Source organism: Pararhodobacter sp. CCB-MM2 (assembly GCF_001691415.1).
Taxonomy (GTDB): Bacteria; Pseudomonadota; Alphaproteobacteria; order Rhodobacterales; family Rhodobacteraceae; genus Pararhodobacter.
Genome location: NZ_LRRR01000005.1, coordinates 120,047 through 133,977 on the forward strand (window position 1 = coordinate 120,047; position 13,931 = coordinate 133,977).

Consider the following 13,931-nt stretch of genomic DNA (forward strand, 5'->3'; position numbering starts at 1 on the left):
TTGTCAACAAAGGACGCCGCGACTGGAACTCCCCCTGAGGCAGCAGAAGGTCCCTGGATGCCCGAAGTGATTTTTGCCGGCCCTGATGGCCGTCTCGAAGGACGTTACCACCCGCAACCGAACCGTGACGCGCCTATTGCCATCGTGCTGCACCCGCATCCGCAGTTCGGCGGCACGATGAACAACAAGGTCGTCTATAACCTGCACTATGCCTTCCACTCGCTGGGGTTCTCGGTGCTGCGGTTCAACTTCCGCGGGGTTGGTCGCAGCCAGGGTGAATACGACCAAGGTATCGGCGAGCTGTCCGATGCCGCGGCCGCGCTGGATTACCTGCAGTCGATGAACCAGAACACCCGGCACTGCTGGGTCTGCGGTTTCTCGTTCGGCGCCTGGATCGGCATGCAGCTGCTGATGCGCCGGCCGGACATCACCGGCTTCGTGTCGGTCGCACCGCCCGCGAACCTGTATGATTTCAGCTTCCTGGCGCCCTGCCCCTCCTCGGGGCTGATCATCAACGGCACTGCTGACCGGATCGCGCCGCCCAAGGACGTGACCGGCCTCGTGAACAAGCTTCACGAGCAGAAGGGCATCACGATCACCCATGAGCAAGTCGAAGGCGCGGATCACTTCTTCCGCGACGAAGAGCAGCACATGAACCCGATGCTCGACACCGTGAAAGCCTACGTCAAGCGCCGCCTCTCCGAGCAGACGCGCTGACCTCAGGAAGAAACAGCCGCAGCATTCTGGGACCCATAGGTTAACCAATTATGCTGCGGCTGCAAAAAACCCTGCTTTTGTCGCCATCGCCGACCAACTCTGCCCGGTTTTGGCCCGTTTCAGCCCAATTATCGCAATCCAGGGTGGCTCTTTGTCCGAGCCCCATTGCCAAGTTGTGCCGAACAGGAGCAGGGAATGCGTACGAACCGATCCATGACCTTTGACAAGGGGATGTCGGGCCTTTCAGGCTGGCAGCCCACTGCGATCACCAAGGACACGTTGCCGATGACTGCCACCGAATTGCGCGAAGCGATCCTGCGCCATCTCGAGTTCTCGCAGGGCAAGGATCTTGCCCATGCCAGCCTCTACGACATGCGCATGGCGCTGACCCTGGCGATCCGTGACAGGATTATCGAGCCCTGGTTCCATGCCACCCGCGCCACCTATGCCGCCCAGTCGAAGCGGGTCTATTACCTGTCGATGGAATTCCTGATCGGCCGTCTGCTGGAAGACGCGATCCTGAACGTGGGCCTGACCGAGGCTGCGCATGAGGCTGTCTCGGGCCTCGGGTTCGACTTCCGCGACGTGCTGAACGACGAGCCGGATGCCGCGCTGGGGAACGGTGGCCTCGGCCGCCTCGCCGCCTGTTTCCTCGATTCGATGTCGACGTTGGGCTGCCCGGCCTATGGCTATGGCATCCGCTATGAGCATGGCCTGTTCCGCCAGAGCTTCGGCCCCGATGGCCGTCAGGTCGAGGATGCCGAGGATTGGCTGCGTCAGTCGCATGGCTGGGAATTCGAGCGCCCGGAAGCCAGTTTCCGCATCGGCTTCGGTGGCTCGGTGGCCGAGAGCGGCCGCAGCGCCGTCTGGACGCCCGAGAACGCCGTGATGGCCAAGGCCTATGACACGCCGATCGTCGGCTGGCAGGGCAAATGGGCCAACACCCTGCGCCTTTGGGGCGCCGAGCCGCTGCGCGCCTTCGACCTCGCCGCCTTCAACAAGGGCGACTTCACCGGCGCCGCCGCGCCCGAAGCGCTGGCCCGCACGATCAGCCGCGTCCTGTATCCCGACGACACCACCGCGCAGGGGAAGGAGCTGCGGCTGAAGCAGGAATTCTTCTTCACCGCCGCCTCGCTGCGCGACATCCTGCGCCGCTTTACCTCGGAACACAGCGACCTGCGCGCCCTGCCCTCGCGCGTGGCGATCCAGATGAACGACACCCACCCGGCCATCGCCGGCCCCGAGCTGATCCGCCTTCTGGCCGATGAGCGCGGCCTGCCGTTCGAGGAAGCCGTCGACACCGCCCGCGCCTGCCTCGGCTACACCAACCACACGCTGATGCCCGAGGCGCTGGAGCGTTGGTCGGAAAGCCTGATGGCCGAGGTTCTGCCGCGCCACATGCAGATCATCGAGCGGATCGACGAGATGCATGCCAAGGCTCATCCGACGCGCAAGAGCTCGATCCTCGAGAATGGCGAAGTGAAGATGGGCGAGCTGTCCTTCATCATGGCGCATCGCGTGAACGGTGTCTCGGCGCTGCATACCGAGCTGGTGAAATCGACCGTCTTCTCAGACCTGCATGCCCTGCACCCCGACCGGATCGTCAACGAGACCAACGGCGTCACCCCGCGTCGCTGGATCAAGGGCGCCAACCCGCGCCTGTCGTCGCTGATCACCGAGACCATCGGCGAGGGCTGGGAAGACCATCTGGAGCGTCTGACCGAGCTGGAACCGGCGATCGAGACGCAGGAATTCCGCGACCGTTTCGCCGCCGTGAAGGCCGCCAACAAGGCCGATCTGGCCGAGTGGATCGGCACGACGATGGGTATCTCGGTCAACCCGGACGCGATGTTCGACGTGCAGATCAAGCGCTTCCACGAATACAAGCGCCAGCATCTCAACATCCTCGAGACCATCGCTCTGTGGCTCGAGATGCGCGAGAACCCCAAGGCCGGCTGGGCGCCGCGGGTGAAGATCTTCGGCGGCAAGGCGGCGCCGGGCTATGTCATGGCCAAGGAGATCATCCACCTGATCAACAACGTCGCCCGCGTGGTGAATGCCGACAAGGCGACGCGCGAGCTGCTGACCGTGGTCTATCCGCCCAACTACAACGTCACCATGGCCGAGAAACTGATCCCGGCGGCGGATCTGTCGGAACAGATCTCGACCGCGGGCAAGGAAGCCTCGGGCACCGGCAACATGAAGTTCTCGCTCAACGGCGCGCTGACCATCGGCACGCTCGACGGCGCCAACGTGGAGATCCGCGATCTGGTGGGCGAGGAGAACTTCTTCCTCTTCGGCATGACCGCCGACGAGGTCGTCGAACGCCGCCGCCATCCCGATCACGCCTCCAGCGCCATCGCCGAGAGCCCCCGCCTGACCGCCGCCATCGAGGCGATCGAGGCCGGCATGTTCTCGAACGGGGACAAGGCGATGTACCGCATGATCACGCAGAACCTGCGGGCGCATGACTACTTCACCGTCTGTGCCGATTTCGACAGCTATTGGGACGCCCAGCGCCGCGTCGATACCGCTTGGTTCGACCGCGACAACTGGACCCGGATGGCGGCTCTGAACGCGGCGCGGACCGGCTGGTTCAGCTCGGACCGGACGATCAAGGGCTACATGGGCGATATCTGGAACATCAGCCCGATGATCTGATGATCAATGTGGCGCGCGGGCAGGCTCGCGCGCCACAAAGGTTAACAATTCCATTGCCTTTCACCGGGACCTGCGCGACAAATCTCGCATGGCTCGGGCAGTTTCTCAGGCCCCTCGGGGCATTTCAGACGACGATGTGACCGCTATCATCGAGGGTCGCATCGAGGATCCCTTTGCCGTCTTCGGCCCGCGTCACAGGGGGCAGACCGGCACGCTGGTCGCCTTCGACGCGCATGCCACGGCGATGCAGGCGATCACCCCTTCCGCGATCATCGATCTGGAGCCTAAAGGCGGCGGTGTGTTCTGCGGCGACCTCGGGCGGCGCAAGCGGTATCGGCTTCGCGGCACCGACGGCACGCATAGCTGGGACTACGACGATCCCTATCGCTTCGGCCCAGTTTTGGGCGATCTGGACCTGCATCTGATGGCCGAGGGGCGTCATCACCGCCTGTGGGAGGCGCTTGGCGCGCATCCGATGGCGCATGACGACACCGAGGGCGTGCATTTCGCCGTCTGGGCGCCCAATGCGCGCGGGGTTTCGGTGGTCGGCGGCTTCAACGGCTGGGACGGCCGCCGCGCGCCGATGCGTCATCGCGGCAATGGCATCTGGGAGATTTTCCTGCCCGGCCTGCAACCCGGCGAGCCCTACAAATACGAGATCCGCCCGCGGGAAGGCGCGCCCTTCCTCAAGGCCGATCCGATGGCCCGCGCGACCGAGCATCCGCCCGCCACGGCCTCGCTGGTGCCCGCGCCCAGCGCGCATGACTGGCAAGATGGCGGCTGGATGGACGCGCGCCACGGCATGAACAACCGCCATGCGCCGATCTCGATCTACGAGGTCCATCTGGGCAGCTGGCGTCACCGCGACGGGCGCAGCCTGACCTACCGCGAGGCCGCTGAGGAACTGGTGGGCTATGCGCATGACATGGGATTCACCCATATCGAGCTGATGCCGATGGCCGAGTACCCTTTCGGCGGCAGCTGGGGCTATCAGCCGACCGGGCTTTATGCCCCCACAAGCCGTCACGGGACGCCCGACGATTTCCGAGCTTTGGTCGAGGCCGCGCATGACAAGGGCATGGGCCTGCTGATGGATTGGGTGCCCGCGCATTTCCCCAACGATCCGCATGGGCTGGCCTATTTCGACGGCTCGGCGCTCTACGAGCATGCCGACCCGCGCGAAGGCTTCCACCCCGACTGGAACACCCATATCTACAATTTCGGCCGCAACGAGGTCCGCAACTTCCTCGAAGCGAACGCCGTCTACTGGCTGCGCGAGTTCCATCTCGATGGCCTGCGGGTCGATGCCGTGGCCTCGATGCTCTACCGCGATTATTCCCGCGCACATGACGCCTGGATCCCGAACCGCGACGGCGGGCGCGAGAATTACGAGGCCATCGACTTCCTCAAGCAGATGAACACGCTGGCCTATGGCGAGGGGCCGCAGGGCCTGATGACCGTGGCCGAGGAAAGCACCGCCTGGCCCGGCGTCACGGCGCCCGCGCATACCGGCGGCCTCGGCTTCGGGTTCAAGTGGAACATGGGCTGGATGAACGACACGCTGCGGTTCATCGAACATGACCCGATCCACCGGCGCCACCACCACAACCTGATGACCTTCGGCTTGGTCTACGGGTTCAGCGAGAATTACGTCCTGCCGATCAGCCACGACGAGGTCGTGCACGGCAAGGGCTCGATGCTGCAGAAAATGCCGGGCGACCATGCCGCGAAACTGTCAAACCTCAGGGCCTATTATGCCTTCATGTGGGGGCATCCGGGCAAGAAGCTGTTGTTCATGGGCTGCGAATTCGGTCAGGGCCATGAATGGAACCATGACCAGTCGCTCGATTGGGGCGTGCTGGGAGTTCCGGGCCATGCCGGGCTGCAATCCCTCGTCCGCGATCTGAACACGCTCTACCGCGCGGAGCCTGCGCTGCACGCGAAGGACGCCGAGCCCGAGGGCTTCCAATGGATCGACCGCGATGCTGCGGCGGAATCTGTGCTGTCCTGGGTGCGGCGCGGCTTTGACGGGCAGCGGCCGGTGGTCGTGGTGTCGAACTTTACCCCTGTTGAGCGCCGCTGGCGGCTGGGCTTGCCCAGTGGAGGACGCTGGCGCGAGGCGCTCAACACCGATGCCGACCGCTATGGCGGCGGCAACCACGGCAATCTGGGCGCGGTCATCGCCGACGGCCCGGAGCATGCCGGACAACCCTTCAGCGCCGAGATCACCTTGCCCGGTCTTTCGACGCTGTTCCTGATCCCGGAGGAGATCGCATGAACACCGCGCCGCAGCGCCTGTCTTCGCGCACCATGGCCTTCATCCTTGCCGGTGGGCGAGGCTCCCGCCTGCACGAACTGACCGACAACCGCGCCAAACCCGCGGTCTATTTCGGCGGCAAGACGCGGATCATCGACTTCGCCCTCTCGAACGCGTTGAACTCGGGCATCCGCAAGATGGCCATCGCCACCCAGTACAAGGCGCATTCGCTCATCCGTCATTGCCAGCGCGGCTGGAACTTCTTCCGGGCCGAGCGGAACGAGTACCTCGATATCCTGCCCGCCTCGCAGCGGGTGGATGAGAACCATTGGTACGAGGGCACCGCGGATGCCGTCTTCCAGAACATCGATATCGTCGACAGCTATGACATCGATTATGTGGTGATCCTTGCGGGCGACCACATCTACAAGATGGATTACGAGGTCATGGTTCGCGAGCATGTCGAGGCCGGCGCGGATGTCACCGTGGGCTGCCTGACCGTGCCGCGCGCCGATGCCACGGCTTTCGGGGTGATGGCTGTCGATCCCTCGGGGCGGATCACCGATTTCGTCGAGAAGCCCAAGGACCCGCCTGCCATTCCCGGCCAGCCGGATCTGTCGCTCGCGTCGATGGGGATCTACGTCTTCCGCTGGAAGTTCCTGCGGCAGATGCTGATGGATGACGCCCATGACCCGAATTCCAAGCATGACTTCGGCGGCGACATCATCCCGACCGTGGTGAAGAACGGCAAGGCCGTCGCTCACCGCTTCGAGGACAGCTGCGTGCGCCACCGGGCCGATGCCCCGGCCTATTGGCGTGACGTGGGCACGGTCGATGCGTTCTGGAAAGCCAATATCGACCTCACGGGCTTCGACCCCGAGCTGGACCTGTGGGACCGCGACTGGCCGATCTGGACCTATTCCGAAAGCGTCCCCCCCGCGAAGTTCATCCATGACGAGGAACACCGCCGCGGTCTGGCGCTGTCCTCGCTGGTGTCGGGCGGCTGCATCATCTCGGGCACCGAGGTGCGCAACTCGCTGCTGTTCACCGGCGTGCATTCCAATTCCTGGAGCACCCTGACCGAAGCCGTGGTCCTGCCCTTTGCCACCATCGGCCGTCATGCGCGGCTGACCAAGGTGGTGATCGATCGCGGTGTCACCATCCCCGAGGGGCTGGTTGTCGGCGAGGACCCGGACGAGGATTCGAAGTTCTTCCGCGTGACCCCGGGTGGGGTGACGCTCATTACCCAATCGATGCTCGACCGACGAGCCGGAGTGAAATGACATGAGTAGAGCCCCCCGTCCCGTCCTCGCCGTGGCCTCGGAATGTGCGCCGCTGGTCAAGACAGGGGGGCTGGCCGATGTCGTCGGCGCCCTGCCCGCCGTTCTGTCGGCACAGGGCTGGGCGGTGCGGACGCTGATCCCGGGCTATCGCAAGGTCATGAGCGCGCTGAAACGCGCGAAGGTCATCGCCGAATGGTCCGACCTTCTGGGCGTCGAAGCCCGGATCGTCAGCGCCAAGGCCGAGGGGCTGGACCTGCTGGTCCTCGATGCACCGGCGCTGTTTGATCGCGAGGGGTCGCCCTATCTCGATGCCGACGGCAATGACTGGCGCGACAACGACTTGCGCTTTGCGGCCCTCAGCCTCGCCGCCGCGCGGATTGCCGGCGGCGCGCTGGACGGCTGGCGGCCGGAGCTGGTGCATCTGCACGACTGGCAGGCGGGGCTGACGCCCGTCTACCTGCGTCAAGGCGGGCTGCACATTCCCTGCGTGATGACCATCCACAACATCGCCTTCCACGGCCTTGCGCCCGGCGAGAGGCTGTCGGCTCTGGGCCTGACCGGTGCGGGCTTCGACCTCGATGGCTATGAATACTACGGCCATATCTCGGCGCTGAAGGCCGGTCTGACGGGCGCACGGGCGATCAACACCGTCAGCCCCACTTACGCGCAGGAGCTGACGACGCCCGAATTCGGCATGGGCCTCGACGGGGTGATCCGTGCCCGTTGGGCCGATGTGAGCGGCATCCTGAACGGCATCGACACGGAGACGTGGAACCCCGAGGCCGATCCCCTCATCAGCCCGTTCAAAGGCCCGCCCGGCAAGGCCGCCAACACCCGCGCGCTGCGCACCGAATTCGGCCTCGCGGCCTCGGGCGGGCCCTTGGCGGTCGTCGTCTCGCGGCTGTCGGACCAGAAGGGGCTGGACCTGCTGCTCGATGCCCTGCCTGCCTTTCTGGAACAGGGCGGGCAATTGGCGCTCTTGGGATCGGGCGACCGCAAGCTGGAACATGCCTTCCTCGCCGCCGCCGATGCCCATCCCGGTCAGGTTTCGGTCCGGATCGGCTATGACGAGGCCCTGTCGCATCGCCTCTATGCCGGGGCCGAGGCGGTGCTGGTCCCCTCGCGCTTCGAACCCTGTGGCCTGACGCAGATGTATGGCCTGCGCTACGGCGCGCTGCCGGTCGTCGCGCGCACCGGCGGTCTGGCCGATACGGTGATCCACGCCAATGCCGCCGCGCTGGCCGCAGGCTGCGCCACCGGCATCGTGCATGACCCGCAATCCGTCCCCGCGCTGGAGGAGGCCCTGCGCCAGCTCTGCGCGCTGCATGCCATGCCGGCCGTCTTCCGCCGCCTGCAGAAGAACGCCATGAAACACCCCGTCGGCTGGGAGGGCTCGGCCCCGCTCTATGCCGCGCTCTACGCGCGCCTTGCCGACGAAGCCGCAACGGAAACCGCATGAACCTGACCATCGAATGCGGCCGCCACGACCGGATCGGGGCGACCTTCGACGGGGATGGGGTGAACTTCGCCCTGTTCTCGGAACACGCCACCGCCGTCGACCTGTGCCTCTTCTCGCCCGACGGCCAGCGCGAGACCCAGCGCCTGCGCCTGCCCGAGCGGACGGGCTATGTCTGGCACGGCCGCGTGCCGGGCCTGTTCCCCGGCCAGCTCTATGGCTATCGCGTGCATGGCCCCTACAAGCCCGAGGAAGGCCACCGCTTCAACGCCAACAAGCTGCTGATCGACCCCTATGCCAAGCGGCTCACCGGCCATCCGCGCTGGTCGGACGCGCTGTTTGGCTACAACGCCGGGGCGAAGTCGCTGGACCTGACCTTCTCCACCCGCGACTCCGCGCGGTTCATGCCGAAATGCGTGGTCGAGGACCCCAGCTTCTATTGGGGCAATGACCGCCCGCCCGTGATCCCGGCCAATGAATCCGTGATCTACGAGGCCCATGTCAAAGGCCTGACCCAGATGGCCGGCGTGCCGCATCCGGGCAGCTTCCTTGGCGTGGCCTCGGACCGGATGGTCGATCACCTCGTGGACCTTGGTATCACCGCGATCGAGCTGCTGCCCGTGCAGAGCTTCCTCAACGACCGCTGGCTGATCGAAAAGAAGCTGACGAACTACTGGGGCTACCAGACGCTGGGCTTCTTCGCCCCCGATCCGCGCTATCTGGTCAACGGCCAGATCAACGAATTCCAGCACATGGTCGCGCGCCTGCATGCGGCGGGCATCGAGGTGATCCTCGACGTGGTTTACAACCACACCTGCGAGGGCTCGGAACTGGGCCCGACCCTGTCCTTCCGCGGCATCGACAACCGCAGCTATTACCGCCTCGCCCCCGATCCGCGCCATTACATCAACGACACGGGCTGCGGGAACACGGTGAACATGGACCACCCGATGGTCCTGCGGATGGTGATCGACAGCCTGCGCTACTGGGTCGAGGTCATGCATGTCGACGGCTTCCGCTTCGACCTCGCCTCGACCTTGGCGCGCGACGAGAGCGGCTTCCAACCCAACGGTAATTTCTTCGCCGCGATCCGTCAGGACCCGGTGCTGAACCGCGTGAAACTGATCGCCGAGCCGTGGGATATCGGCCCCGGCGGCTATCAGTTGGGCGCCTTCCCGCATCCCTTCCACGAGTGGAACGACAAGTACCGCGACGGCGTGCGCCGCTTTTGGCGCCGCGATCCACGTCCGGCGCCGGAACTCGCGGCGCGTCTGACCGGCTCGGCCATGCAGTTCGACCATTCGGGGCGCGGGGCGACGGCCTCGGTCAACTTCATCGCTGCCCATGACGGGTTCAACCTGATGGACATGGTCTCCTATTCCAAGAAGGAGAACAGCGCCAACGGCGAGGACAACCGCGACGGCCATTCCGAGAATTTCTCGGACAACATGGGCGTCGAGGGCCCTTCGAACGAGCCGCAGATCGTGCAGGCCCGCGCCCTGCGTCGGCGCAACCTGATGGCCACGCTCTTGCTGAGCCAAGGCACGCCGATGATCCTTGCGGGCGACGAGATCGGCCATACCCAGCAGGGCAACAACAACGCCTATTGTCAGGATAACGAGCTGACGTGGCTCGATTGGTCGGACATGGATCTGGACATGCTGGCCTTCACCAAGCGCCTGATCGCCTTCCGCAAGGCGCATCCGATCCTGCGCCAGAAGCTGTTCCTGCATTCCAAGGCCCGAACCTCGGACGGCAAAGCCGATGTGCTGTGGTGGCACCGCGAGGGCCGCCGCATGACCCCCGCCGATTGGGAGGACCCCGCGCTGGCCCATGTCTGCGTCGAGCTGCGGACGGCCTCGGGCACACCGGCCTATGCCGATCTGGAGGAGGCGTTGTTTCTGGTCTTCAACGCCGGCGATCAGGTCGAGGTGACACTGACGCCCGCGCCCGACGGCAAGGTCTGGTCGCGCCGGATCAACAGTTTCAACCCCAAGGCCCCGGCCGAGCGTATCGCTTTCGGCAAGCTGATCGTGCCGGGCCACTCGGTCTCGGCCCTCGTGTTGGAAGACGCATGACGCAGGATCTCGACGCGCTCTGCGCTGCCGCCGGACTGGTCTGGGTCTACAAGGACGGCGCCGGCCGCATGCAGGAGGCGCCCGAGGAAAGCCGGCGCGCGATCCTCTCGGCGCTCGGACATGACAACCCCGCCGCCGCCCTGCCCGCCGCCCTGATGCGCGCCACCTCGCGCGCGGTGAAGGCCGGGATGACGACCGACTGGCCCGCCGGCGCCTGGGTGCTGCACACCGAAACGGGCGAGGAACTGCGCGGCGAGGGTCCGCTCCCGGCGCTGCCGATGGGCTATCCCCGCCTGCAGCACGACGGCCGCACGATCCACCTTCTGGCGGAGCCCCCGCGCCTGCCGATGCCGCCCCGTCGCTGGGGAGTGACCCTGCCGCTTTTCGCCCTGTGGGAGGGCGCGCAGGCCGGCATGGGCAGCTATCCCCAACTCGGCACGCTGGCCGAGGGGCTGGCGGCGAAGGGCGCGTCCTTCCTCGGGATCAATCCGATCCACGCGGGCTTTCCCGAGGATCCCGGCAATTTCTCGCCCTACGCACCCTCGCACCGGCGCCGGCTGAACACGATGCATGTCGATGCGGGCGCCGATCTGCCCGAGAGCGGCGCGCTGATCGACTACGCCCGCGCGATTCCCGCGCAACGCGCCGCGCTGGAGGCTGCCTTCAAGGCCTTCCCCGGTGATCCCGCCTTCGATCAATGGTGCATCGACCAAGGCCCGGCGCTGTCGGAATTCGCGACACACCAAGCGCTCTCGGAACGCTACGGACCGTATTGGGACAATTGGCCGGAACCCCTTCAAGACCCGAAAAGCGAAGCAGTGCAAAGCTTTGCGCGGGACAGCTCAGACCGGCTTCGCTTCCACGCTTGGGCCCAATGGCAGGCCGAGCGCCAATTGTCTGACAGCCAGATCCGCGCGAAATCGGCCGGGATGGGCTTTGGCCTGTACCTCGACATCGCGGTCGGCACCCATCCCCACGGCGCCGAAACCTGGGCCGAACGCGGCTCTTTTGCGCAAGGTGTCAGCCTCGGCGCGCCGCCGGATCTGCTGGGCCCCTCCGGCCAACGCTGGGGCCTTGCGCCCCTGCGCCCCGACGTCCTGCGCGCGACCGGTTATGCCGCTTTCGCCCAGACGCTCCGCGCCCAGCTGAAACTCTGCGGCCTGCTGCGCATCGACCATATCCTTGGGCTCGAGCGCAGCTTCTGGCTGCCCGACGGTCTGCCCGGCCTCTATGTCACCATGCCGCGCGACGAGCTGCTGGCCGTCCTTCGCATCGAGGCCACCCGCGCCGGCGCCCCGGTGATCGGCGAGGATCTCGGCACCATTCCGGACGGCTTGCGCACCGCGCTCGATGCCTCGGGCGTCATGGGCTGCCGCGTCGCGATGTTCGAGCGTGACTGGGACGACACCCGCGACTTCCTGCCGCCCGAGGCCTATACCGCGACCGCGCTGGCCTCCTGGGCCACGCATGACCTGCCGACCTGGGAGGGCTGGCGTCAGGGCCGCGACATTGACTGGCGGGCGCAATTGGGCGAGGTTCCCGACGAACCTGCCGCGCGGGCGGAACGGGCGGCCGACGTGGCCGCTTTCGAGGCGCTCGCCGGCGGGGCGGATATGGCGGCGATGCACCGGCATCTGGCACTGACGGCCAGCCATCTGGTCGCCGTGCAGGGCGAGGATCTGGCGGCGGCGGTCGAGCAATGCAACCTGCCGGGCACAGTCTACGAGCATCCGAACTGGTGCCGCAGACTGCCGCTGCCGTTGTCGGGCCTCATTTCCGCCCCATCGCTGGAACACACGAGCCTCATCATGGCCGAGGCCGGAAGGATTGCTTAAATGACTGATGTAGAACGCATTGCCACCAAACCCATCGCCGGTCAGAAGCCCGGAACCTCGGGCCTGCGCAAGAAGACCCGCGTGTTCATGCAGCCCGGCTATCTGGAGAATTTCGTCCAGTCGATCTGGAACGGCATCGGCGGCATCAGCGGCAAGACGCTGGTGGTCGGCGGTGACGGGCGCTTCTTCAACGATGCCGCGATCCAGACGATCCTGAAAATGGCCGCGGCCTCCGGCGCCGCCAAGGTAATCGTCGGCCAGAACGGCTTCCTGTCGACCCCCGCCGCCTCGAACCTGATCCGGGTGCGCGGAGCCGATGGCGGCGTGATCCTTTCGGCCAGCCACAATCCCGGCGGCCCGGACGAGGATTTCGGCATTAAGTACAACATGGCGAATGGCGGCCCGGCCCCAGAAGGCGTGACGGCAGCCATCTTCGCCGCGACCGAGATCATCGACAGCTATGACATCCTGAACGCGCCCGATGCGGACCTTGCCCAGATCGGCAGCCGCGCCTTCGGCCCGATGCAGCTGGAGGTCGTCGATCCCGTCACCGACTACGCCACGTTGATGGAGAAGCTGTTCGATTTCAACGCGATCCGCGCGCTTCTTCAAAGTGGCTTCCGCGTGCGCTTCGATGCGATGCACGCGATCACCGGCCCCTATGCGCTGGAAATCCTTGAGCGCCGGCTCGGCGCGGCACCAGGCTCGGTCGTCAATGCCGTGCCCTCGCCGGATTTCGGCGGCGGCCATCCGGACCCGAACCCGGTCTGGGCCAAGGACCTGATGGACGCGATGTACGGCGCTGATGCGCCCGATTTCGGCGCCGCCTCGGATGGCGACGGCGACCGCAACATGATCGTCGGCAAGGGCGCCTATGTGACCCCCTCGGATTCGCTGGCGGTGCTGGCGGCGAATGCCCACCTCGCCCCCGGCTATGCTGCCGGGCTGAAGGGTGTCGCGCGCTCGATGCCGACCTCCTGCGCCGTCGACCGCGTGGCCGAGGCCCGCGGCATGCCCTGTTTCGCCACGCCGACCGGCTGGAAGTTCTTCGGCAATCTCTTGGACGCCGGCATGGCAACTCTCTGCGGCGAGGAATCTGCCGGCACCGGCTCGGACCATGTCCGCGAGAAGGACGGCCTGTGGGCGGTGCTGTTGTGGCTCAACATCCTCGCCGTGAAGAAGCAGTCGGTCGCCGCCGTGATGGCCGAACATTGGGCCGAGTTCGGCCGGACCTATTACTCGCGCCACGATTACGAGGCGATCGACAGCACGGTCGCAAACACGCTGGTCGGCGATCTGAAAGCCCGTCTGGCCGATCTGCCCGGACAGACCTTCGCCGGTCTCACCGTCGAGAGTGCCGAGGATTTCTCCTACACAGATCCGGTCGATGGTTCAGTCTCGGCGGGACAGGGCGTGCAGATCCGCTTCGAGGGCGGCGCGCGCGTCGTCCTGCGCCTGTCGGGCACCGGAACCGAGGGTGCGACCCTGCGCGTCTATCTCGAACGTTTCGACCCGGCAGACTTCAGCCAAGACCCGCGGCAGGCGCTGGCCCCGGTGATCGCCGCCACGCAGGAGATCGCCGGCATTGTCGAGCGGACGGGCCGCACCGAGCCCGATGTCATCACCTGAAAACTGCGGCAGGGG

At 66.0% G+C, this 13,931-nt stretch carries 8 protein-coding genes; all 8 read left to right on the forward strand.

From position 1 onward, the window contains the following. Positions 1 to 57 precede the first annotated feature (57 nt). The 8 genes from BCY78_RS07965 to BCY78_RS08000 all read left to right on the forward strand — a co-directional run bounded on the left by BCY78_RS07965 (position 58) and on the right by BCY78_RS08000 (position 13,916). Positions 58 to 717, forward strand: a complete 660-nt coding sequence (locus tag BCY78_RS07965; RefSeq protein ID WP_068300155.1) for an alpha/beta hydrolase — start codon at positions 58 to 60, stop codon at positions 715 to 717. 285 nt (positions 718 to 1,002) lie between these two features. Beyond that, positions 1,003 to 3,378: a glycogen/starch/alpha-glucan phosphorylase gene (locus tag BCY78_RS07970; protein ID WP_068300332.1), complete on the forward strand. Its 2,376-nt coding sequence runs from the start codon at positions 1,003 to 1,005 to the stop codon at positions 3,376 to 3,378. An 88-nt stretch (positions 3,379 to 3,466) separates the two neighbouring features. Next, a complete protein-coding gene (glgB, locus tag BCY78_RS07975) occupies positions 3,467 to 5,656 on the forward strand; it encodes a 1,4-alpha-glucan branching protein GlgB (RefSeq protein WP_068300156.1) in 2,190 nt (729 codons plus the stop codon). After that, positions 5,653 to 6,918: a glucose-1-phosphate adenylyltransferase gene (gene glgC / locus BCY78_RS07980; RefSeq protein WP_068300158.1), complete on the forward strand. Its 1,266-nt coding sequence runs from the start codon at positions 5,653 to 5,655 to the stop codon at positions 6,916 to 6,918. The genes glgB and glgC overlap by 4 nt, the downstream gene beginning before the upstream one ends. Position 6,919: 1 nt before the next feature. After that, positions 6,920 to 8,377 (forward strand): glycogen synthase GlgA, encoded by a 1,458-nt coding sequence (glgA, locus tag BCY78_RS07985; protein WP_068300161.1) that lies wholly within the window; start codon positions 6,920 to 6,922, stop codon positions 8,375 to 8,377. Continuing rightward, positions 8,374 to 10,452: a glycogen debranching protein GlgX gene (glgX, locus tag BCY78_RS07990; protein ID WP_068300163.1), complete on the forward strand. Its 2,079-nt coding sequence runs from the start codon at positions 8,374 to 8,376 to the stop codon at positions 10,450 to 10,452. The genes glgA and glgX overlap by 4 nt, the downstream gene beginning before the upstream one ends. Beyond that, a complete protein-coding gene (gene malQ / locus BCY78_RS07995) occupies positions 10,449 to 12,287 on the forward strand; it encodes a 4-alpha-glucanotransferase (RefSeq protein ID WP_068300166.1) in 1,839 nt (612 codons plus the stop codon). The genes glgX and malQ overlap by 4 nt, the downstream gene beginning before the upstream one ends. Next, the gene (locus tag BCY78_RS08000; protein WP_068300167.1) at positions 12,288 to 13,916 is read left to right on the forward strand and encodes an alpha-D-glucose phosphate-specific phosphoglucomutase; all 1,629 of its coding nucleotides are present in this window, start codon (positions 12,288 to 12,290) and stop codon (positions 13,914 to 13,916) included. The last annotated feature ends 15 nt before the right edge of the window (positions 13,917 to 13,931 follow it).